At 26.6% G+C, this 23,751-nt stretch carries 20 protein-coding genes and 2 pseudogenes; 4 read left to right on the top strand and 18 right to left on the bottom strand.

The window, feature by feature from the left end; translation table 11 throughout:
- Positions 1-451: 451 nt before the first annotated feature.
- The gene (locus I4V63_RS10850) at positions 452-1,234 is read right to left on the bottom strand and encodes an endonuclease/exonuclease/phosphatase family protein (RefSeq protein ID WP_196001270.1); all 783 of its coding nucleotides are present in this window, start codon (positions 1,232-1,234) and stop codon (positions 452-454) included.
- Positions 1,235-1,425: 191 nt separating this feature from the next.
- On the opposite strand from I4V63_RS10850, the gene I4V63_RS10845 reads away from it, so the two are divergent.
- Positions 1,426-2,262 carry a hypothetical protein gene (locus I4V63_RS10845; protein ID WP_196001269.1) on the top strand — a complete coding sequence of 279 codons (837 nt, stop codon included), beginning with the start codon at positions 1,426-1,428 and terminating at the stop codon, positions 2,260-2,262.
- An 88-nt stretch (positions 2,263-2,350) separates the two neighbouring features.
- On the opposite strand, the gene I4V63_RS10840 is transcribed toward I4V63_RS10845, so the two are convergent.
- The 5 genes and pseudogenes from I4V63_RS10840 to I4V63_RS10820 form a co-directional block, all read right to left on the bottom strand.
- On the bottom strand, positions 2,351-2,506 hold the full coding sequence (locus I4V63_RS10840; RefSeq protein ID WP_196001268.1) for a zinc-ribbon domain-containing protein: 156 nt from the start codon (positions 2,504-2,506) through the stop codon (positions 2,351-2,353).
- A gap of 135 nt (positions 2,507-2,641) precedes the next feature.
- Positions 2,642-3,805 (bottom strand): AI-2E family transporter, encoded by a 1,164-nt coding sequence (locus I4V63_RS10835; RefSeq protein WP_196001267.1) that lies wholly within the window; start codon positions 3,803-3,805, stop codon positions 2,642-2,644.
- 160 nt (positions 3,806-3,965) lie between these two features.
- Complete coding sequence (locus tag I4V63_RS10830; protein WP_196001266.1) at positions 3,966-5,288, bottom strand: amino acid permease; 1,323 nt, start codon at positions 5,286-5,288, stop codon at positions 3,966-3,968.
- A gap of 73 nt (positions 5,289-5,361) precedes the next feature.
- Positions 5,362-6,237: a radical SAM protein gene (locus tag I4V63_RS10825; protein WP_196001265.1), complete on the bottom strand. Its 876-nt coding sequence runs from the start codon at positions 6,235-6,237 to the stop codon at positions 5,362-5,364.
- A gap of 87 nt (positions 6,238-6,324) precedes the next feature.
- Positions 6,325-6,495: pseudogene (locus I4V63_RS10820) on the bottom strand (ATP-binding protein); the annotation flags it as partial.
- A 247-nt stretch (positions 6,496-6,742) separates the two neighbouring features.
- Between I4V63_RS10820 and I4V63_RS10815 the strand changes: the two are divergent.
- Entirely contained in the window at positions 6,743-8,869 is a 2,127-nt protein-coding gene (locus I4V63_RS10815; RefSeq protein WP_196001264.1) for an ATP-binding protein, read from the top strand.
- Positions 8,870-9,031: 162 nt separating this feature from the next.
- Positions 9,032-9,757, top strand: coding sequence for a gamma-glutamyl-gamma-aminobutyrate hydrolase family protein (locus I4V63_RS10810; protein ID WP_196001263.1), 726 nt, complete (start codon positions 9,032-9,034; stop codon positions 9,755-9,757).
- Between the two features lie 62 nt (positions 9,758-9,819).
- Here the strand turns inward: I4V63_RS10810 and I4V63_RS10805 are convergent, their stop codons facing one another.
- The 5 genes from I4V63_RS10805 to I4V63_RS10785 form a co-directional block, all read right to left on the bottom strand.
- Complete coding sequence (locus I4V63_RS10805) at positions 9,820-10,443, bottom strand: cyclase family protein (protein WP_196001262.1); 624 nt, start codon at positions 10,441-10,443, stop codon at positions 9,820-9,822.
- 150 nt (positions 10,444-10,593) lie between these two features.
- Positions 10,594-11,034: a deoxyuridine 5'-triphosphate nucleotidohydrolase gene (locus I4V63_RS10800; protein WP_196001261.1), complete on the bottom strand. Its 441-nt coding sequence runs from the start codon at positions 11,032-11,034 to the stop codon at positions 10,594-10,596.
- A 116-nt stretch (positions 11,035-11,150) separates the two neighbouring features.
- Entirely contained in the window at positions 11,151-12,041 is an 891-nt protein-coding gene (locus I4V63_RS10795; protein WP_196001260.1) for a prealbumin-like fold domain-containing protein, read from the bottom strand.
- A 72-nt stretch (positions 12,042-12,113) separates the two neighbouring features.
- Positions 12,114-13,976: an EAL domain-containing protein gene (locus I4V63_RS10790; protein ID WP_207746554.1), complete on the bottom strand. Its 1,863-nt coding sequence runs from the start codon at positions 13,974-13,976 to the stop codon at positions 12,114-12,116.
- A 163-nt stretch (positions 13,977-14,139) separates the two neighbouring features.
- Entirely contained in the window at positions 14,140-15,423 is a 1,284-nt protein-coding gene (locus tag I4V63_RS10785) for a solute carrier family 23 protein (RefSeq protein WP_196001258.1), read from the bottom strand.
- Between the two features lie 309 nt (positions 15,424-15,732).
- Here I4V63_RS10785 and I4V63_RS10780 point away from each other — a divergent pair, with 309 nt between their 5' ends.
- Positions 15,733-16,452 (top strand): polysaccharide deacetylase family protein, encoded by a 720-nt coding sequence (locus I4V63_RS10780; protein WP_196001257.1) that lies wholly within the window; start codon positions 15,733-15,735, stop codon positions 16,450-16,452.
- A gap of 57 nt (positions 16,453-16,509) precedes the next feature.
- Here the strand turns inward: I4V63_RS10780 and I4V63_RS10775 are convergent, their stop codons facing one another.
- The 7 genes and pseudogenes from I4V63_RS10775 to I4V63_RS10740 all read right to left on the bottom strand — a co-directional run bounded on the left by I4V63_RS10775 (position 16,510) and on the right by I4V63_RS10740 (position 23,645).
- A complete protein-coding gene (locus I4V63_RS10775; protein WP_196001256.1) occupies positions 16,510-17,874 on the bottom strand; it encodes an MATE family efflux transporter in 1,365 nt (454 codons plus the stop codon).
- 89 nt (positions 17,875-17,963) lie between these two features.
- A pseudogene (locus I4V63_RS10765) lies at positions 17,964-19,520 on the bottom strand (bifunctional diguanylate cyclase/phosphodiesterase).
- A gap of 344 nt (positions 19,521-19,864) precedes the next feature.
- Positions 19,865-20,053, bottom strand: coding sequence for a DUF4250 domain-containing protein (locus I4V63_RS10760; RefSeq protein ID WP_196001254.1), 189 nt, complete (start codon positions 20,051-20,053; stop codon positions 19,865-19,867).
- Positions 20,054-20,529: 476 nt separating this feature from the next.
- Positions 20,530-21,399 (bottom strand): ATP-binding protein, encoded by an 870-nt coding sequence (locus tag I4V63_RS10755; protein ID WP_042395003.1) that lies wholly within the window; start codon positions 21,397-21,399, stop codon positions 20,530-20,532.
- Positions 21,400-21,544: 145 nt separating this feature from the next.
- Positions 21,545-22,216 carry a hypothetical protein gene (locus I4V63_RS10750; protein WP_196001253.1) on the bottom strand — a complete coding sequence of 224 codons (672 nt, stop codon included), beginning with the start codon at positions 22,214-22,216 and terminating at the stop codon, positions 21,545-21,547.
- Positions 22,217-22,235: 19 nt separating this feature from the next.
- Entirely contained in the window at positions 22,236-23,030 is a 795-nt protein-coding gene (hisJ, locus tag I4V63_RS10745) for a histidinol-phosphatase HisJ (protein ID WP_196001252.1), read from the bottom strand.
- A gap of 30 nt (positions 23,031-23,060) precedes the next feature.
- Entirely contained in the window at positions 23,061-23,645 is a 585-nt protein-coding gene (locus tag I4V63_RS10740) for a BRCT domain-containing protein (RefSeq protein WP_196001251.1), read from the bottom strand.
- Positions 23,646-23,751: the final 106 nt, after the last annotated feature.

The raw sequence follows: 23,751 nt of genomic DNA, 5'->3' as shown, positions 1-23,751 counted from the left end.
GGTATCAATTTTATAGTTTTAAATCTTGAAATACATTGGTATCACCACCTTTACGACTTTAAAAAATTTATACTTTCCTATACAAAAAAAACACCTTAAAAACTTTCAAAGTTTTAAGGTGTCTTTAGCTAGTAAAGATTATAACTTCAATCATATTACGTAATTATATCTAGTGTTAACTCAAAATTAATTTAGCTTATCAATGAATTTTCTTCTTTTATAAGTTAGTAAATAAGCTGAAATAATTGATACTAGTGGAACAAAGAATTATATATTAACTTTTTCATAAAATATTATTTTTTAACATTTATTAACTTTAAACATCTATTATTTACATATCTTAAAATTACTTAACTTTTATTTAACTTTAAAAAAGCAATTTTATTATGAATATACTCTTTTTTAAATTTTAAAAGTATATTCATAATAAAATTGCTTTTGGATTATTTACTTATTCACTTTTTATTCTTATATCCGCAATTAATGGATAATGATCTGATGGATAGTTTCCATTATTATTGTATTTTACTATATCTACATCCATAATTTCTAAATCTTCACTTACAAATATATAATCTATATGAAGTCCATTTTCTTTACCTTTAAATTTACTCATAGTAGACTTTTTATACAATTCTTGCTTTGCTTCTTGAACTGCTACAAATCTATCTGTATTATATTCACCAGCCGCAAACTTTTTAATAATTTTACTATTTGGAGTTGCATTAAAATCTCCCATAACTATTACAGGAAGCTTTTCCTCTTTACGATTTTTATCAATAAACTGAGCTAATTTTTTAAGCCCAAAATCCCTTGCTTGAGGTAAAAAACAATCTAAATGAGTATTATAAACTCTAACCTTATCTCCATTTTCAAGTTCTACTACCGCAGTAGTGCATATTCTAGGATATAATGAATACCAAAGTTGACTTCCTACCTTATCTGGACTTTTTGATAGCCAAAATGTATTATGCTTAATTATCTTATTTTTATTTTTTACAAATAAATTATTTCTTTCAGAAAAATACTTTTTACTTCTTGCACTTCCTACTATTGTATAGTTTTTAAAGTTATCTATTATATCATCAAACATTTTATTTGTTACTTCTTGTACACCTATAATATCACAATCATATTTATCAATAACTTCATATGCTATATGTTTTCTTTTATCCCATCTATTTTTAAAATCTAAAATAAAATCGCTTCTTAAATTAAAGGACATTACTTTCATATCTTAATTACCTTTCTATATTTTTAATAATAATATTATACTCCCTATAATATTTTCTTCAAGATATTAACTTTTTATTAATGCCTTGTGAAATTATTTACATAATGTATAATTATAATAGACTATTATATTAAATCTAACCTAAAATATTATAATATATCTTATTTATACAATGTAATGGAGGGGTTTATATGGGGAAGAATTTAAATAAAAAAGATTTTATATTAATTGCTATTATTGCTGTTTCTTTAATATCTTCAGCATTTTTAGGATTACAATTAGCAATTTTACTATGTTTATCATTATTATTAATTTACTTAATAATAACAAAAAGGTACTTTATTAAAGTTTATAAAGGTATGAAATCTTATAAATTAGAGGATTATGAAACAGCTTTAGAATACTATAGAGATGCTGCTATGTCAAAGTATTGTAATGGTCCTATAATTTCTAATTATTTAATTTGTGAATTAAAATATGGAAAACCTTCTTTAGCTAGAGAATATATTGATGAAAACTTAAATTCCAAAAATATAAAGCCACGTGAATCATTAAATATCGAAGTAACAAAGGCTATAGTTTTATGGAAAACAAATTCTCAAGAAGAAGGAATTACACTATTAAAAAACTTAATAAAAAATAATAAAAACACTTATATTTACGAAACTTTAACCTCACTGCTTCTATGTTCGGGTAGATTCACTGAAGCTGAAAAATATACTATAGAAGCAATGGATTTTAATTCTGACAATAATATTATTAAATCAAATTATGCAGAAATTTGCTTTAAACTTGATAAATTTGATGAAGCTAAAAAGGAATTTGATTATTTAATAGAAGAAAATGTTCACTTTATTGAGCCTTATTATTATTCTGCTTTAATTGAAAGAAAAAATGGCAATTGTGATAGAGCATTTGAGCTTCTAAGAACTGCAGAAGGATTAAATGAGTCTCTTGTTAGTTTAGTTAACCATAAAGATATTAATCAAGCTCTTAATTCAGTATTAATTAAATCATTTAATCAATAAAATAAACTAACTTTTCAAGATAGTTTATTTTAATATTAAAAGAGTCATAGATATAACTCTATGACTCTTAAGAAACAATACGATATAATTATCTTCTATTATTTTGTTGTTTCTTAGCTTTTCTACAAGCAGCACATCTTGTTGGTTCATTTTCGAACCCTTTCTCCTTATAGAATTCTTGTTCTCCTTCTGTGAAAACAAATTCATTTCCGCAATCTCTGCATGTTAAAGTTTTGTCTGACATATAAAATTCCTCCATATATGAAAGGTCTAAAACAAAGATAACAACAAAATAATAAAATTATTGGTTACTGTTTATATACCCTTCTTGTCTTTACATTATAATAGTATAAACATATTTCAAAATTCTATACATTTTTTATTTATATTTATCAGTTTCTACAGGTAACCCCTTTTTACTTAGCTTATCTTCTATTATTTCTTTTATTATGGAATAGAATATTGCAAATAATGGAACCCCTATTATCATTCCTACAAATCCCATGAATTTCGCAGCTACTAATAATGAGAATAATATCCAAAAGGCAGATATCCCAATAGAATCTCCAAGAATCTTAGGCCCTATTATATTACCATCAATTTGTTGAATCACAATGATTATTACAATAAACCATAGTGCTTGTATTGGTGAAACGAAAAGAATTATTATTGCTGCTGGAATCCCACCAATAAACGGACCAAAAAATGGTATTATATTAGTTACTCCAATTATAACTGAAATTAATAATACATATGGCATTTTAAAAATTGTTAATATAATAAATGTTAATACTCCTATAATTGCTGAATCTAAAATTTTACCTCCAATAAATCTACTAAAGGTCATATTACTTTTAGTTGCCAACTTCAAAACAAACTTTGCGCTTTCTTCTGAAAATAATGCATAAGTGATCTTTTTACCTAAAGCCATAAACTTTTCTTTATCTATTAAAATATAAATTGATACAATTATACCGATAATAATATTTAAAATACTTGATGTTGCTCCTACAATAAAGTTACCAACTACCGGAAGTAAATTACTCACTATACTTATAAAATAATTAATTGCTTCTCCTAACTTACTAGTAATTAACTCTACATACTCAGGTTGTAAATTAATATTTCCTACTACTTCATTAGTAAGTTTAGTCACATCATTTAAATACTGTGGTATATTATTTACAAGGCCCACTATACTATCAATTAATTGAGGAAGTACAAATTGAATAAATAAGTAACTTATTATAGTAGCTGTTATATACGTAAATAATATTCCTACTCCCCTTTTACCATTTTTCTTTAATTTTTGAAACCACTTATATGATAAAACATATTCTTCGTAAAACTTTAAAATAAAATTTAATATATAAGCTAATGCTCCTCCTATAATAAATGGTTGTAATGTTCCTATAAAATCACTTATTCCTGCCTTTATATCATTAATTTGCGATATTCCTACATATAGAAGAATACTTCCACAAATAACAAGAAAAGCATATATTGAAATAGTTGCATACTTATTATTCCAGTTAATTTTCATTTCTTATCCTCCCTACTAAATAGTAATATTATTTTACCATACTTTATCATCATTATTTATTAAGATTTTCTAAATATCTTCTAGTAATATAATAATTATATTACTGTAAGATATTTACTTTTAAAAAAATCAGTAACATAAACTGCTACTGATTTTTCTCTTATCTACTTACTTCATTCTTATGGTGATTATACACATATACTGGTATTCCTAAAAGCATAAGTATAAATCCCCACATTACTGTTTCTGCACCTGAACCATATATAGTCCATAGCACATATATAAATGCTAATAATGGTAATATAGATTTTTTAATAAATATTTTGAAACTAAACTCTTTATTTTCTTTAAATGTTAACATCATTTCTGCTGAAATACTTAATATGTATACAGGTAAATATGAAAGTGTTGCTAGTATTGTTATAAATGTAAATGCATCAACCATACCTTTTTGGAAATTCATTACCAATAATATATTAACTAAAACAGCTCCAAATATAAGTGAGTTTACAGGTGTTCCCGTTTTCTCATTTATCTTTCCAAAGAATTTAGGGAATACCCCATCAACCCCAGCAGCATAAGAAACTCTTGCAGTTGCTAATAACCATCCAATAACAGTCCCTAAAATACAAATAACAACCGCAATTGTAAGAATCTTCCCAAATCCATTTCCTAATGCATTAGTTAATATATCAGTAAGTGGTGCAGTACTGTTTGCTAAGGTTTGATTATCCATGGCTCCCATACTTGCTATACTTATTGCTAAATATATTATTGCCGCAATTATTAATCCATAAATAGTACTTTTTCTTATATTTTTTTCTGGATTTTTAATCTCTCCTGCTGCAACCGTAGCACTTTCTAATCCTATAAATGCCCATAATGTTGATGTTGCAGCTAATGGTACCGTACTTAATCCTTTGCCTTCTGAGAATAAAGGCATTATATTAGAATTATCAAAATTTAAAAATGCTACAATTATAAAAAGTGTAAAAAATCCTATTTTAAATACAGTTACAAATGATTGAAGTTTTCCTGCAACTTTTACACTTAAGATATTAACTATTGTAAATATCCACAATATAGCACTAGAAAATAATATTGAAATAATTGGATTATTTAAAGCAGGAATAACTGCTGATGCATAGCTAGTTATTGCCACAATAATAGCTGCATTTCCTATCCATGAACCATTCCAGTATAACCATGCACTTAAAAATCCTGCAAAGTCTCCAAAAGCTTCCTTAGTGTATTGATATGCTCCTCCAGTTGAAGGATACTTAGTTCCAAGATTAGCAAAGGATATTGCAATTAATATAGAACCAATAGTTGTCATTATCCATGCAATTATTGTTGCTCCTGGTCCTGATACTTGTGCTAATGTTGATGGCAACATAAATACTCCTGAACCTATCATATTACCACATACAAGCATTGTAGCCATAAAAAGACTAATCTCTTTTTTCAAATTTCTCTCTTCCATTTTTCCTCCTTAGTTATGGAATACAATTTTACTTATAATTCCATTTATCTATATCAAACTTATTAAATAAAAATTATTTTTTAAATCTCGTTGCATATCCACATCTCTTACACAAATCTTCCACTGCAACTCTTCTAGAAAATCCATTATATATATTAGATGCTCTTTCTCCTTCTAAAATGCTTATAAATGGTTCTTTAAAAACATTTCCCAATTTAATAGTTCCTTCACTATCTAAACAACAAGGAACAACTGTACCATCAACCAATATTCCTATTTGATTTCTAAGCCCATGACAAAATACTTCTTCACCAATAGAATTTATACTAATATCTGGCCAGTTAAATTTTTCAGCCATATTTAAATAAACTTTATCTTTTAGCTTAATCTTATGCGTTTCTTGTAATTTTTCTGCCAATGAAAAGTCCAAATTAAGATTTTTCTCTAATAAATTCAATATTTCTAAATTCAATTTATTAGCACCCTTTAACTCCTCATTATCCATATTCCAAAGTCTTATAGCACATATAATATCACTCTTTTTTCTAGCTTCATTAATAAAATCAGTAACTCTATTAATATATTCATATAGCTCTATATTACTTTCATTTGCTTCAAAACTATGTAGTGAAATATTTACTTGTCTCAATGCTTTTGCATTAATAAGCTTTTCTAAATTTTTATTTAGTAATGTTCCATTAGTTGTCAAATTAACCATTAATCCATTTTTATAGCATTCCTCAAAAAATCCATCTATATTTTCATTTAATAAAGGCTCACCCATTAAATGAAAGTATACGTGATCTGTATATGGCTTTATTTCATTAATTATATAGTTAAATTCTTCCCTATTCATAAATTTATATTTTCTACTTGTCTTTGGGCAAAAATCACAACTTAAATTACATACATTAGTAATTTCTATATATACTTTTTTAAATTTTCTCATTTACTAATCTCCTACTCATTAATAAGGTTATATCTTAATTCAAAACATACTACCTTTTTTTGCTTAACTAGCAATACTATAATAAACTTACTTACTTGTGCTGGTATAACTTTTTACATAAATATCACTATTATGAAGATCAATTATCTTCTTTGTAATAGTTAATCCTAACCCACCTTCCTTTTTAACTGCATATGATGGATCAATAACTTGATTAAATCTATTAAATATTAAATCATGATATTTTTTATTAATTCCAACTCCAGTGTTATATTATTCTTCTTTTATTTTACTTTGTGTAAACTCTAAAACTTAATACTTTTATTATTCTATAATTATAAATAAAACTTATATAATTATAAAGTCTTATTTATTTTTTATTTTTACTTTATTCTTATTTATAAATAAGCATTTTATACTTATTTGCAAAATTGCTACATTATTTGATAAAATAGGATTATAATTAGAGTAAATATACACATAGTTAAATAATCTTGGAGGATTAATGGAAAACTTTTTTAATATTTTAAATGAAAAAATTCTTATAATAGATCATACTGGTAAAATTCTATTTTCAAATAAAGCTCTTCTTATACAACTTGGTTACAAACTTAATGAGATAATTGATAAAAATATTTTATCTTTTATATTAAATAAAAATATTAATACTTTGTTTAATATTAAAGATAAATCATTAAAAAACTTAGATATTATTTCTAAAAATTCTTTACCAATTAAATTTAATACTAAAATTTCTAAAGGTTTGTATAAAAATACTAATAGTATATTTATTAAACTCGAATGTTATAATGAAGATAATATTACCGATGATGATTATAAAAAGAATAATATGAAAAACTTTAAAAGAATATATAACCCTTTAACTTTAACACCTGAAAATAATTATGAAATGGATATAGCTAAAAGTAATATACAATTAAATAGTATTAATAATTTATTAAAACAAAATATAGATTGCACTGATGAATTTGCATCTTTAAATAGACTTAGCAATACTATTTTAGAATCATTGAATTGTGATGAATTTCATGCTTGGATATATGTTAATGAATCTTTAATTCCTTATTGTAGTTCCTCTTACGATGAGCTTGTAAAGAATTTTCATTCAATTCAACTAACACACTACAAATACGAAACCCTTATTAAACCTTTTACAGACTGGGGATTGCACGATATAGATTTTTTATCTCCAAGTAAACTTCACAAATACTATAGAAAAACTATAAAACAAATATGTGTACAACCAATTTACTATAATAATAAATTTTTAGGATTAATTTATATAGGATATAAGGATAAGTTTACTCCTGTAGTTCATAATAATGAATTTATATCTACACTTTGTAATCGCTTTGGGTTGTCAATGCATAACTATCTTTTATCTAACAATCTAAAAATAGAATTACATAAACGTGTTAAAACTGAAATAGAACTTTCCTTTTTATTAAAAACTGCAACAGATTTAACTGCAACTATAGCCGCTAATGGAGATTTCTTAAAGATTAATGAAGGTTGGATCAAACTCTTAGGCTATACTAAAGAAGAACTTTTATCTATGAATTTGTTAAGTCTAACACATAGTGATGACAAATATAAACTTTATGATTTATTTAGTAGCAAATTACATTCTATAACAACTATTACTGATTTATGTATTAGATTAATTACTAAGAATGGTTGTGTAAAATGGCTTAATTGGAATTGTTCTTATATTGATTCTGATAATGTTATTATGGTTACAGGAAAAGATATTACTGATAAAAAAGAATTAGAAATCGAAAAAAAACTTATGGAAGAATCTTTGCATATAGAAAATATAAAAAATGAATTTTTTGCTAATATATCTCATGAATTTAAAACACCGCTAAATATAATTTTAGCAAGCTTACAAGTAATTAATCATAATACTTTTAATGAAAATATTAAATGCTCTAAGGATTTCAATTTAAAAAAATATACAAATTCAATTAAACAGAACTCCTATAGACTTCTACGACTTGCTAATAATTTAATTGATATTACTAAAATAGATAGTGGTTATTACGAAATACACCCGAAAAATTGTAACATAGTTTCTATAATTGAAGATATAACACTATCTGTAGCACAGTATCTAAAAGATAAGGGTATAGATTTAATTTTTGATACCTCTTTTGAAGAGATAATTATCTCATGTGACCCTGATAAAATTGAAAGAATTATGCTAAATCTTCTTTCTAATGCAGTTAAATATACTAAATCACCTGGTGTAATAAATGTCTTTATTGATAAAACTGAAGATAATGTTATTATTTCTGTTAAAGATACTGGTATTGGAATCCCCAAAGAAAATATATCTATTATTTTCGAAAGATTTATACAGGTTGATGATACTTTAACTAGAAAATGTGAAGGAAGTGGAATAGGATTATCACTTGTACAATCTCTTGTTCAAATGCATGGTGGTAAAATTGCCGTTTATAGCATAAAAAATATTGGGTCAGAATTCACTTTCACTTTACCAATTCAAACAATTAAGGACTCAGATATAATCTATAATATAAATGAAGATAGTCATAGTAGATTAGATAAATGCAGTATTGAATTTTCTGATATATATAGTCTTCAGTAAACTTTATAATAAGATGAACTTTAAATTAATATACTTTATCTAATAATAAATAAATGGATTATTGCAATAATAGTCCATTTATTTGTTTATTACTATAGTAAACAATAGCTTTCTTTTCTACTATATTATATATTATAAACAATAAATTTCATGGAGGTTAAAATGATCAAACCAATTATTGGTATTATAGGTTCTTTATATACAGAATCTAATCCTTCATTTGCTGGAAATTATTTCGATTATAATAATAATAACTACTCTAAATGCATCGCAAAGGCTAACGGAATCCCTATTTATCTTCCTATTATTGAAAACAAAGATGTCTTAGAGGAACAATTGTCACTTTGTAATGGAATATTATTACCTGGTGGTGCTGATATCAATCCACTCTTATATAATACTTCTCCACAACTTCACCTTGGAAAATGTAATGATCTTATAGATTGGTATCAAATTTCCATAACTCAAAAAGCTTTATCTCTAAACATGCCCATATTAGGAATATGCAGAGGTATACAAGTATTAAATGTTGCAGCAGGTGGTACTCTTTATCAAGATATATCTCATAATATTCCTAATGCAATACTTCATAATCAAAATAGTCATTTATCAAATATTTGTCATCCAATCTCTATTAAAAAGAATAGTTTAATTCGTAATATATTAGGAGAAGATAAATACATTGTTAATAGCGCTCACCATCAAGCTGTTAAAGAACTTGGTAATAACCTTATTGCTACCTCAACTTCCCCAGATGGAATTATTGAATCTATTGAAATGGAAGGTAAAAATTTTGTAGTAGGTGTCCAATGGCATCCCGAGATGCTTTCATTAAAAGATACTATCATGCTTAAATTATTTGAAAGTTTTATTTCTAGTTGTATATAATATTTTCTTATAAATAAAAATAACAGAGTACTAAATGTATTCTGTTATTTTTATCTATAATATTAATATCCCTGATAAATTGCTACAGCCCTAACTAAACTCGCCTCACTTTGAACCTTTAAAGGTTGGGCAAATAATTGAATATTCTCATTATATAAAAGTTTATTTAAATTAGTTAAGTTCTCCAAAAGAAATATATCATTTTCAAATAATATATTATGGATTTCATAATTATCCCTATCTGGTGAAGGCATATCCATTCCTAACATCTTAATTTTCTTTTTTATTAAAAGCTCTGCTAACTCCATACTTACAATTGGATGATCAGTATAATACTCTTCTTTTCCATAAAAGTTATCCCACCCAGTAAATAATAATACTATATCATTTTCTTTAATATTTATATAGTATTCCTCCTTAACCTCTATAAGCTTCTCCCCTCTAACATCCAATAATACTACATTACCTACAAACTTTTCAATTGGATAGTCAGCTATATAGTTTTTATTTTCTTTCATATGTAGCGGTGCATCTATATGTGTTCCTGCATGCATTTCTGTAACTATAGAAAAACTATTATATCCATTCTCTACATAATCTTTTTCTTTTATTAATTTAACACCTTTATCTCCTGGATAAACAGGCATTTCATTTTTTATTTCATGTGATAAATCAATGTACTTCATGTCTTCCCTACTTCTCCCTTTGATTGTAATAACCCCTCTTTTGTTTATATTAACATAATTTACATATAATTACAATAATTTTTTCATTGTTTCCTTATATTTATATTTTAAACAAAAAGTCAGTTTTTATACTGACTTTCAATAAATGCTTTAGTTTCTTCCTGTAGTTCCAAATCCTCCACGATCACAATTACCGAAAGCTTCAACCTCATCAAATTCAATTTCTGGCATTACTTCCATTATTCTAAACTGCCCTATTTTATCTCCAGTTCTTATCCATGTTCCACTATCATGTTTTGCTTGCAAGCAGTATACAGGCATGTGCCATTGATCATTATCTCCAATATATGTATCATCAACGACTCCAACAGAATTTGTTTGTATTATTCCCCAAGTTTTAAACGTTGAACTTCTTGGTGCTAAATGCCCTTCCCATCCTTGTGGTAATTCTAAAGCAAATCCTAGTGGTATCATCGCTCTTTCATTTAAAGGCACAAATATATCTTTACTAGCATAAACATCTATCCAATTTCCCTTACTAATCTTCTTTAACTTTGTTGCGCCTTCAAAATACTTTATCTTTATTTTCATTTCTCGTATCTTCCTTTCATTTATTATATGTAATTCTAACATAAAAAAGGATTGTAAGAAAAGTATAATATCTTTAAACTAATATTTCACTAATCCTCAATCCTTCTGTATTATCTTTAATGACGTTTTACTTTATTTATTACTATAATACTTTCTTCCCTTAATTCATCATCAATAGTTACTTCATTCCATTGAATATATGTTGGTTTTTCAAAATACTTCCTATTTACAATTTCAATTACTCTATAACTTCCTTCAGCTAAATTATCAAAGATAACAACTCCATTTTTATCCGTAAATTTTGAACTTATCAGCTTTGGAGATAATCCATTTAGAGCATATAAATTTATCTTAGCATCTGAAATACAACTTCCTTTTCTATCTCCTAACTTTGATATAACCGTAATCTTTCCAACTATTTTCCTTTCTTTCTTTTTTATTTTTTTATAATTACTATTATTTATATACTCTTGTTCAAATCCTTCATTTTCTACAAACTTTTCTTTTACATTATCATCTATTTTTATTTTTTTATTAATATAATCACTATTATAACCTGTTGCTATTGTTTCATTATCGTACTCATCTTTATCATCTGCTGTTATCTTTTCATTATTGTACTCACTTTCATTATTGTACTCACTTTCATTATTATATTCATTTTCATCATCCGTTACTACTTTTTGATTAATATAACCCCTATTATCATTTACTTCTTCATTATCATCTATAAAAGTTGCACCTTGAAGTTCTAAACTGAATCCATTATCAAGGTTATAAGTCTTTGCTTCCTTTTTATCCTTTTCTGAAGCTATTGGGCCATCTATATTTTCATTACAACTATCATCATTAGTAGCTTTATCTACTTCAACATCAGTTGCTTCGACATCTATTATTGTTTCACTAGAATTTGATAATTTACCATTTCCTACATTTGAGTCATTATCTATTGACTTATATTCATTTTCTAGTTCACCATCAAAATCATCCTCTATTCTTATACGCATAAAAACCTCCTAAAATCGTATATTTACATAATACGCATTAAGAGGTCATTTTGTGCTTAAAAATTAAAAATTTTATATCATTTCTTTTATAATTTCAAATTTTTCTGGTTTGCTAAAATAATATCCTTGTGCGATATCACACTTCATTTTATCTAAATATCCTAATTGCTCCTTAGTTTCTACTCCTTCAGCAACTACTTTTAAATCTAAACTATGTGAAAGCTTTATTATGCTTTCTGCTATATACTCACTTTTCTCGTCAACTCCAATACCATCTACAAAGCTTTTATCAATCTTTAATACATCTATTGGTAGTCTTTTTAAATAGCTTAATGATGAATACCCTGTTCCAAAATCGTCAAGCGCAATAGATACACCTAAATTTTTTAAATTCAATAAAATCTCTATATTTCTTGATACTGACTGCATAATAACTCCTTCAGTAATTTCAAACTCTATATATTCCGGTGGTACATTATATTTATTAAGTAAATCTGAAATAAATTCTATAAAGCCCTCTTCTCTCAATTGAATATCCGATATGTTAATAGCTATATGAAATTTATGATCACTTGTCTCATATAACTCTCTGCACTTTTTAAAACTTTCTTCAACAATATACTTCCCTAGTTCAACAATAAATCCTGTATTTTCAGCAATTGGAATAAATTCAGCTGGAGAAACAAATCCCAACTCTTGGCTTACCCATCTTACTAAAGCTTCAAATCCATTTACTTTTTCACCTTTTATCGATATTTTTGGTTGAAAAACCATAAATATTTCTTCCTTTTCAATAGCAGTTCTAAAGGCCTTTTCAATATCATATTGTCGCCTTAACAAAGTTAAAATATCAACATCAAAAAATCTAAATCTATTTTTCCCTTCTTCTTTAGCCTTATGCATTGCCATATCTGCTGTTTTCAATAGTATATCTAGATTTTTTGCATCTCTTGGATACATACTTACCCCTAAACTTATGGAACAATATATATTTTTATTATTAACTTCAATAGGTTTTCTCACGCTAACTAACAATCTATTTAATAATTCTCTTATTTCATTTTCATCATTTACTCTAGAAAAAGCAATTACAAATTCATCTCCACCAAATCTAGCAAATGTATGTCTTCCATCTAGTTCTTTATTCACTCTCTCAGAAAGCTTTAAAAGTATCTGATCTCCTACTTCATGACCATAAGTATCATTAATACTTTTAAAATTATCTATATCATAAAAAATTAATCCTAACTTTGTACCACAACTAAGATTATCGTTAATTAACTCTTTAAATTTTTCTGTAAACATTTTCCTGTTAGGGATACCTGTTATATCATCATAATAATTCATAAAATGAATCTTTTGTTCAGCTTTTTTTTCCTTACTAACATCGGTTATTACTCCAGATAAACTATAAATCTTATCTTTTATAGAACCCTTTCCTGTATAATCAACATGAATTAACTGTCCATCTTTTGCCTTTAGTCTATACTTAATATTTGATTCTATACACATTCTATTTAAGCATATATTATTAAAATAAGTCCTTACTTTATCATATTGGGAATCATCTACATATCCATACCAGTCTTCTAACGTAATATTCTCTTTCCTTATCCCAAGTTGATTCTTTATCTTTCCTGAAATAAACAAACTATTTGTATCATCATCCCATTTCCAAATTGCTCCATCCATTGCTTCAATAGATAAAGCATATCCTTCTTTACACTTAATACACTCGTTATTTTTCATTTTAATTCTTATGAAACACTCTTCAAGCATAAGCATTAAAATAGCTATTACTATTATCATTATAACTTGTGATAAATCTATTAATTTATATTGTACTAAAAGAAATATAATTATTCCTACAAATACTATAAAAAATTTATTATATTTATATAACTTTTTATTACTTTTAATATTTAGGTTCATCATAACCTCCAAAATATATATTCATAAACTAATTTTATCATATAGTTATAAAACTATATATATGTTTCTACTAAATTTATTAATACATTCTGTATTTTTTCATTAAAATAAATTAACACTAAATAATATTTCTATTATTTAGTGTTATATTAATTAATATTTTTAATTATTTTGCTTTTTTTAATTTTGTAAATTTTACATTAAGTAAAACCCCTATAATTGCAGCAAAACTTAATCCTGATATACTTACTGTTTCAGTTATTTGTATTCCTATTGCATTTTCTAAGAAGTTTCCTGAAAGCCCTATAATTAATATTGCTAGCATTACAACAATATTGCAAATATTGAATTCAACTTTTTCTCTTTTAATTGTCTTAACTCCAACAATCGCTATCATTGAAAATAACATTAAACTTATTCCACCCATTACCGGTTGTGGTATTGTTCTTATTGCAGCTCCAAACTTCGCAACAAAGCTTAATAATATTGCAAAAACAGCTGTTAATCTTAATATTGCTGGATTATAATTTTTTGTTATTGCTAGCACTCCTGTATTTTCACCATATGTTGTATTTGCTGGTCCACCTAAAAATCCAGCTGCTAACGTTGCAAGTCCATCTCCTAATAACGTTCTATTTAAACCTGGATCTTCTATAAAATTTTTACCTACAACTTCTCCATTTGTAGTAATATCACCTACATGTTCCATTACTACAGCTAATACCACTGGTGCTATTATTGCCATTGCAGCAATATCAAATTTAGGTAATGTAAAACTTGGTATAGCCACTAAACTTGCACTTTGAATTTCTGCTGTAGATACCAATCCAAACATTGAGCTAATTACATATCCTACTACTACAGCTATTAAAATAGATACTTGTGATAAGAATCCTTTACTAAACTTTTTAATTAACAATGCTATTCCTAATGTTATACAAGCTATTATTACACTTACTACAGCATCATTTCCTCCTGAAGCTATAGCTGTTATTCCTGTCATATCTAATGCTGTTGGAATTAAGTTTAAACCAATTACTATTATCATTGGCCCTACTACTTGAGCTGGTAATACTTTTTTAATATTCTTTAATCCTATCCTTTTTATTAAAAAGGATACTGCTACATAAATCAATCCAACTACAATAATACCACCTTGAGCATATCTTAAATCACCATTATATTTTTCTCCTACTGCTACTATTACTGGAATAAATGCAAATGATGATCCTAAAAATACTGGAACCTTCCCTTTTGTACATAAATGGAATATCAATGTTCCAACACCAGCTGAAAATAATGCTACCGATGGATCTAATCCAGTTAATATTGGTACTAGTACTGTTGCCCCAAACATTGCTATTAGATGCTGCATTGCAAGAATAACTTTCATTGCCCCATCTTTAACGCTTCTACTTTCTTTTAATAATTCACCTGTATATTGTGTCATAAAACACCCTCCCTATTTTCTTTTAAGGAGAATTTAAAATTCCCCCTTTTCAGCCTCACTGGACTGTTATTAAAGGTAAAAAAAAAGCTTCTTACATTCAGTAAGAAGCTATAGTAATTCTATTAAAATTATTAATACTACAAACTTTTGAAACTTACCGAACTCTCTGATTCGACTTAAAGCCTTTTTGTTATTATATACTCTTTTATATAAAATATCAAGAAATATATTTTTTCAAATTGTACATACTAAAAATGACTCTAATCTAGAGGAACTTATTAATTTTATAGCGAAAAGAGTGATTTTTATATGATGAAAAAACTATTTAATTTAACTTTATTTATTTTTGCCGTTTTTCTTCTCTTTCCTCAATCAATCACATATTGTGATGATGACAATAGAGAAAACACTAATAAAAAGGTTGTTTATTTAACCTTTGATGATTCTCCTGGTGGAGAGGTAACTACAAAAACCTTAGATGTATTGAAAGAAGAAAATGTTCCTGCTACCTTTTTTATAATAGGCAATCAGATAAAAGGACAGGAGGATATAATTCTTAGAATGAAAGAAGAAGGTCATAGTATCGGCCTACATAGCTTTACTCATGAAAGAAGTAAACTGTATAGTAGCTGTGATGGTTTCATTTCAGAAATGAAACAAGTTCAAAAGTCTCTTTATGATGTTACTGGTGAAAATTACTGTATTTTAAGATTCCCTTATGGAACAAATAATAGTACCTATAGACTATCCAACGAAATGGTAAATGCAGTTCATTCTAATGGATTTAAAATATATGATTGGACTCAAGATACTTTAGACGGAGCAAACCCAAATTCATCTCCGGATACTATTTTAAATAGGTCCATATCTACCAAAGACAATGTTGTAGTTTTAATGCATAATGCATATGCAAACAAAAATACTGCCATAGCAATAAAAAGTATAATTAAATATTATAAGAGTCAAGGATATACATTCGAAAAAATAACTATGGATACTCCTGAAATTTATCATGTACTAAAAAAATAATAAATAAAAAGCTCATGTTACTTCTAATATTTTAACATGAGCCTTTTTTTGATTATTTTAAACTTCTATGCTTATTTGTTTTTTTAGTGGTCTTATTACTATTAATGAAAACAGCACTACAAGTAATATTCCTTTTACTATGCTTGTTCCACTAATACTCCACCATACTCCATTTATCCCTAAAATCTCTGGTCTAAATAAAATTATAGCCAAAGGTACCCTTAAACCAGTAAAAATAATACTTATTATTGATGGAGTAACAGTTTTTCCAACTCCATAAAATGCTCCTGATGTTGTTATTTCCAAACACATAAACAATTGAGAATAGCCTAAAATTTTCAAATAATCAATTCCTTGAGCTATTGCTTCACCTTCATTTATAAATATTGAAAAAATACCCCCACCAAAGAACACTAATAATATTGTGGTAAATACTCCTAATAAACAAGAAATAAATAGTGTAACCTTATATCCATTTAATACCCTATCCCATTTCTTAGCTCCATAGTTTTGTCCAATAAATGCGGTTAATGCACTTGCAAATCCTCCAGCAGTCATCCACGAAATAGATTCTATTTGTGATCCAACTTTTTGAACTGCTATTGAAACTGGTCCTGCACTAGCTACAATTCTTCCAAGGAGCATTGAGAAAAATGTAAATAAACAATTTTGAATTGCTGTTGGCCCTCCAAATATACATATATTTTTTATATACTCTAAAGTAATAAATTTCTTATTACTAAAACTAAAGTTATATCCATTTTTAATAAATGTATATATAAATATAATAGTAACTAGAAGTTGTGATAATACTGTTGCCAAAGCTGCACCTACTACACCCAATGGCTTAATCCCAGCAAATCCAAATATTAAAATTGGATCTAAAACTATATTCATTACTAGTCCTATAGTATTTACTACAAATGGAGTTTTACTATTTCCTGAAGCAGTAAATATCCCTGTTAGCTGTGGATTTAAAAAAGCACATATCATTCCTAATGCAATAATAATTAAATATTCTAAAGACATCTTTATTATATTTGAATCGCCTAAATTAAAGAAACCTATAAGTTCATTCCTAAATAAAATTAAAATAATTCCATATATAATTGACATTACAACACATAATGCTATACTGCTATATACATATGAATTTCTCTCCTTTTCATCATTTTTACCTATAGCTTGTGACACTCCAACTTCGGCACCAGTCTTCGTTATTAAAACTAAGGAATTTCCAAACCATGCAAAAAAACCAGCTGTCCCAACAGCAGCAACAGCGGCACTTCCGGCTTTTCCAATCCATATCATATCTACTAAACTATATGCCATTTGAATAAACGATGTCCCCAATATTGGTAAAGATAACGCTATTAATGTTTTTATTATATTCCCTGAAACTAAATCAACTTTTCTCTTCATGTATCTTTCTCCTTCTATATTTTTTCACAATAAAATAGAAGTAATAAAAATTTTATCACTCCTATTTTATTTACCTAATAATTATCTAATTATTTTTCTAATAAATCTACCACTTTCTCAAATGTCTCAGGTTTGCTATAAAAATATCCTTGAACAATATCACATAAAATTGATTTTAAATAATCAACTTGCTCTTCAAGTTCTACTCCTTCAGCTACAACTTCTATACCTAATTTATGAGATAATTGGATTATATTTTCTACAATCCATCTACTTTTATGATTTTCTACCATATCAATAACAAAACTCCTATCAATCTTCAATGCATCAATTGGAAGCTTAGTTAAATAGTTTAATGATGAATATCCTGTACCAAAGTCATCTAATGCTATGGTTGCACCAAGTTTTTTTAAATCATATAAAGATCTTAATGTATCTTCATAGGATTTGATTAATATCCCTTCAGTTATTTCAAACTCAATATACCTACCATCAATCTTATAAATATCACATAAGTATTTAACATAATTTATTAACTCTCGGTCTCTCAGTTACATATCTGATAAGTTTACTGCAATTTTAAAATTTGAATACCCTGATTTTAATAGTAAATCAATTTTCTTAAAAACTTCCCATAAAACAAAATTTCCTAAAGGTACTATCATTCCATTATTTTCAACAACTGGAATTAACTCACTTGGAGGCACATTTCCAATCTCCTTATTATTCCATCTAATTAGTGCTTCAAATCCATTTACTTTCTCATGAGCTAAAATTACTTTTGGTTGAAATACAACATACATTTCTTCATTTTCAATTGCACTCATTAAATTATTTTGTATTTTATATGCCCTATCCATGGCTTGTGCAATACTATCATTAAAAAATTGATACTGATTGTTCCCCTTTGTTTTTGCTTCATACATTGCTGCATCTGCATTTTTTATTAACTCATCAAAATCATATCCATCATCTGGATAAATTGCTACTCCTATACTAGTTGTAACATGCACTTGCTTTCCTTCTATGTTATACGATTTATTAAAAACATCTATAATAAATTGTGCTTTAGTTTCAATCTCCCTTAACGTTGTAGCATTATGTAAAAATATTAAAAACTCATCACCTTCAAGTTTACAAATATAATCATCACTGATAAGCTTATTTTTAAGCTCTTTAGTAACTGATTTTAGGTATTTATCTCCATATGTAACTCCAAAAGTATCATTTATATATTTAAAATTATCTAATCCTAATATAATTAATGCACCTTTATTATCAGAGTTTTTATTTATTTCTAAATAAACATCTAATTTATCCTTTAAATAAATTCTTTTATGTAATCCTGTAACTTCATCCAAATATGGTATGTTTTCTAAAAATGCTACTTCACTTTCATCTCCATTTAAATCAACTATCTCACTAACGTATCCTTCATATCCTATAACTTCATTTTCAATTACTACTTTATTTAAATGAATTTTAATCCACTTAACTTTTTCAGGGCAATGATTTTTTATCTGTAACTTAAAATTATTTTTAGTTAAATTATCTTCGTTAAATAAACAAAGAAATTTTTCAACATGCTTTTCATGAATATAATCACAAAATTTATTTATTGAAATATCAAGATTATTACATTTCATCTGGAATATACTTTCTAAGTTGCCACATAAACTAACTTTTTCATTTTTTATATCAATAAAAATAATCGCTCCATATTATTTCTCTATAGTTGATGATATATTTCTTTTTGCAACCTCTTTCCCCTTGATTATATTCATATTATTACCCCTATTTTACATATCTTAGTAAATGTATTACTAGTCATTACTTGTACGTTCTTTATTTTTCCTGTCATTAATTAAAGTAGTAACCAATGCTGTTGACGCAGCAATAACCACCGCAATTTTTCCTATTTTTTTTAATTTCATATTCTTCACCTCTTTTTAAATTTTCTATCTACCCATTAATATTATTACTTAATAAATTATTTGAACTGATTAATATCTGAACAATATTTATATCCAATACTTCCAAGTCTCTTTTCAATATATTCTCTTTCAAGCCCAATATCGTCACAATACTGGTCTAAACTTGAATAATAATCTCTTAACTTCATATTAACCATACTTACTAGTATATTAGGATCCATTTTCATTAGTGTTTCTTTATCCATTTTTACCTCCATAATCTAAATATGTTATTTCAATTATACATTATCCAAATTTTCCCCACTCTTATATTTTATATGAAAATAAGCTAAAGTACATACCTTTTTAGTACTTTAGCTTATTTTTTTATTTATCTAATTGCTAACCGTCATAATACTTGTTCTTTTTAGGTGGTAATACTAATAGATACCACTAAACTAAGTGCACTTTTTGTATAACCAATTCTAACCTTAAAGTAGAGTTAAAACTTCACCTTAAGGTTAGAATTAAGTTTATATTTACTTTATATAAAAATTTATGCTATTTTCCATTTCCAACTGGATTTACTTCTGGTACTTTTGCTGCTCTTGGTTTCTTTGCCCCTTTAAAATGATCATTTTCCCAAGTGGCTTCTTGACCTTTCTTAGCCATAACAACACCTCCACTAAATATTATATATTTAGTATTAGCAACCTACCCTGTTTTATTCTGCTTTATTAATTTATTTCTTTGGGTTTTCTGGATCTAAAAATGAATATTTTTCTCCATCTTTTTCCCATCCTAAAATAGAATTCATATTAACATTTGCTGCAGCCTTAAATATAGATTTGTCAACATCATTAAAGTTTTTCTTTAATTCTGCTATCATATCTTTAATTTCGTGTCTCTTATTCCCAATTTTTTCTGCAGCAACCATACAAGCACAATTAAGTGGCCATAATCCTGTATACTTAATAAATCTTATAATTGCTTCCTCTTCTACATAATAAAGTGGTCTTATAAGTTCAATTCCTTCAAAGTTATCAGCCTTTAATTTAGGTAACATTGTTTTAAAGTTTCCTGCATAAAGAACATTTAGCATAGTTGTTTCAATTACATCATTATAGTGATGTCCTAATGCAAGCTTATTACATCCTAATTCTCTAGCCTTATTATATAATGATCCTCTTCTCATTCTTGCACAAAGGTAACATGGATAGTCTTTTGCTTTTTCATCAATTATTTCAAAAATTTTCGATTCATAAATATGTACTGGAATGTTTAAATGCTCACAGTTTTCTATTAGTAAATCTTTTATTTGTGGATGATATCCTGGATCCATTGCTATAAATTCTACATCAAAATTTACTTGACCATGTTTTTTTAATTCTTGAAATAACTTTGCCATTAGTAGTGAGTCTTTGCCACCGGAAATTGCAACCGCTATCTTATCGCCTTCTTCTATTAATTGATAATCCTTAACTGCTTTTATAAATTTCGACCATATTGGCTTTCTATATCTTTTAACAATACTTCTTTCTATTTCTTCAAGAGTCTTTTTAGCTTCTTCTGGTACTATTCTTGCGCACCCATTACCTGCTATACCACTCATATTTATCACCTCATATTTTTAATAACAAAACTTATTTTACTTAAATTATATAATAAAAGCAACTATTTAAAATAGTTTATATCATGTAAAATAAAGGTTGCATCAATTATGATACAACCTTTAAAATTTTAATTTAGAATATTATCTATCTGTAAGTAATTTCTCCTAAGTCTGGAACATGATCAAACTCAATTTTAGAACCTTTGTATGTAAACTCTACACCATCAATCCATTCACCTGTATAATCTCTTTGTAATAAGTTTCTTATTAAAGTATATTGAGTTATATCTCCACCTGTTGATCCTGCAAAGAAATTATTATACCAACTTATACCTTCATAATCTGAAAATTGAACATCACCTGCATTGTTACCTATTTCATCTAAATTAAATACCGCAATCTTCTTTCCATCTACGTCTTTGATTTCAGTAATTGATATTGGTAAGTTGTCAAAAGCTTCTTCACTTAATACAGTTGCAATTTGTGCTAATTTATTTTCTAATGATTCATTTTCATCAATCTCAACTTCACCTAAATAAATTTCTGCTCCCTGCTCTGCATCCTTAGAGTATAATTTAAACAACTCTATCTTAGATTCATCATCATAATTTTCTTCTGTATTGCTTATTTGTTGCTCATTTTCATCATCTTCAACCACAATATCATTATTACCACTATTGTTATTGTTTGAATCTTCAACTACAATATTATCATTTTGGCTACCAGAAGCATTTGTACTTGTACATCCATAAACTGATGACCCCATAACAAATATCATGGCAACTGCAATTATTTTTTTTAACCTTATGCTTCCCATATCTCTTCCTCCAATTATATTATTTGAAGTTAAATCCAACATCCTTAGCTTCATGAGAATCAGATCCATAAACCATTTGTATATTATTTTTTATCGCTAAATCATACAAATCACCACTTGGATATATTTCTCCACAATACTGTTTTCTTAATCCAGCTGTATTATAGTCCAATTCATAATTTCTTAATTTGACTTCCTTAATTATTTCTTCAAATAATTTATCATTTTTATAGTCAATAGGATATAACTTATTAAATATTCTAATTAATGTAGGATGTCCAATCCTTTTAGGCTTGTAATTTCCTAAATTACTTTTTATTCCCTTCAATAAGGTATTATAATATAAATTGTATATTTTTTCTACACCCCCGATTTTATTTAGTAATGCTTCAAATGACTCAATACAATCAAATGCATAATACTTCCCCTCATACATTCCTATATGAATAGATATAAGTGCATCGTCTAAATACCTTCCATATTCATTAAGCATAGCAGTTGTAAATTCTTCATATCCCTCTAAATAATCTACTTCTAACCCAATGTTTATTTTAATTTTATTTTTATATTCTTCTTTATAATTACTTACTTCTTTTAAGTACTTTTTCATCTCTTCTATATTTGGAGCAGAAGAATTTAAATATTCCCTATCTACTCCATCTAAAGTTAAATCCTCTGGCATAGTCATATGCTCTGTAAATGTAATTTCTTCTATTCCTAATTCTATTGCCTTCCTTAAATACGCTTCAAACCTATCATTACTTCCATGTGGACAATAATAACTGTGTACATGTCCATCCCTCTTATTATTCAACTTATTTTCCTCCCCAAATTATTTTATTAATCAACTCATAAGCATTTTATTAAAAACCCCTAAACTAATTGTATTTATATTATCCTTTTTAGCTTTATCTAAAATATTAGCAATTTTAGAGTTTGGCTGATAAACTATTAAATCAACCTTTTCTTTATCAAAATTATCTATAATATTTCCACCATTTAATTTTATATTTCTAATAGTTTTCATTTTAATAGCTTCATTATTTATAAGCAATAATATATTTTTTCTTAAAATATATATACCTTCATTAATATTATCATTACTATTTATATTTAATATATCTTCATCAATATCATTTTCTACTTTACTTATTTTGCCTTCTAAAATATCTTTGAAATCATTTGTAGTAATTATTTCACACCCTAAAATTTTTGCTTTTCTTAGCTTGCTACCTGGTTTTTCCCCAACAATTAAAATATCACACTTTTTTGTTACTATAGTATCTACATTTGCTCCAGCCTGCCTCGCAAGTCTCATAAGTTCTCCTCTTACTAAAAATCCTCTCCCTGTAAAAACAACATTCTTACCACCTAATACATCTCTTGCTGAATTAAAATCTATTTTTTTGTAGTCTATTCTCTCCTGCATGTTTTACCATTCCTTAATCTAAATCCTAACTTCTTTTTCTCTTTTGCACTAATTTCATTTAACTTATATTATATCATTTTATCAAAATAAAGAATACTAACATAAT

Source organism: Clostridium sp. 1001271B_151109_B4 (assembly GCF_015670405.1).
Taxonomy (GTDB): domain Bacteria; phylum Bacillota; class Clostridia; order Clostridiales; family Clostridiaceae; genus Clostridium.
Note: the sequence above shows the minus strand (reverse complement) of the source record. Positions and strands in the feature narration are given on the sequence as shown.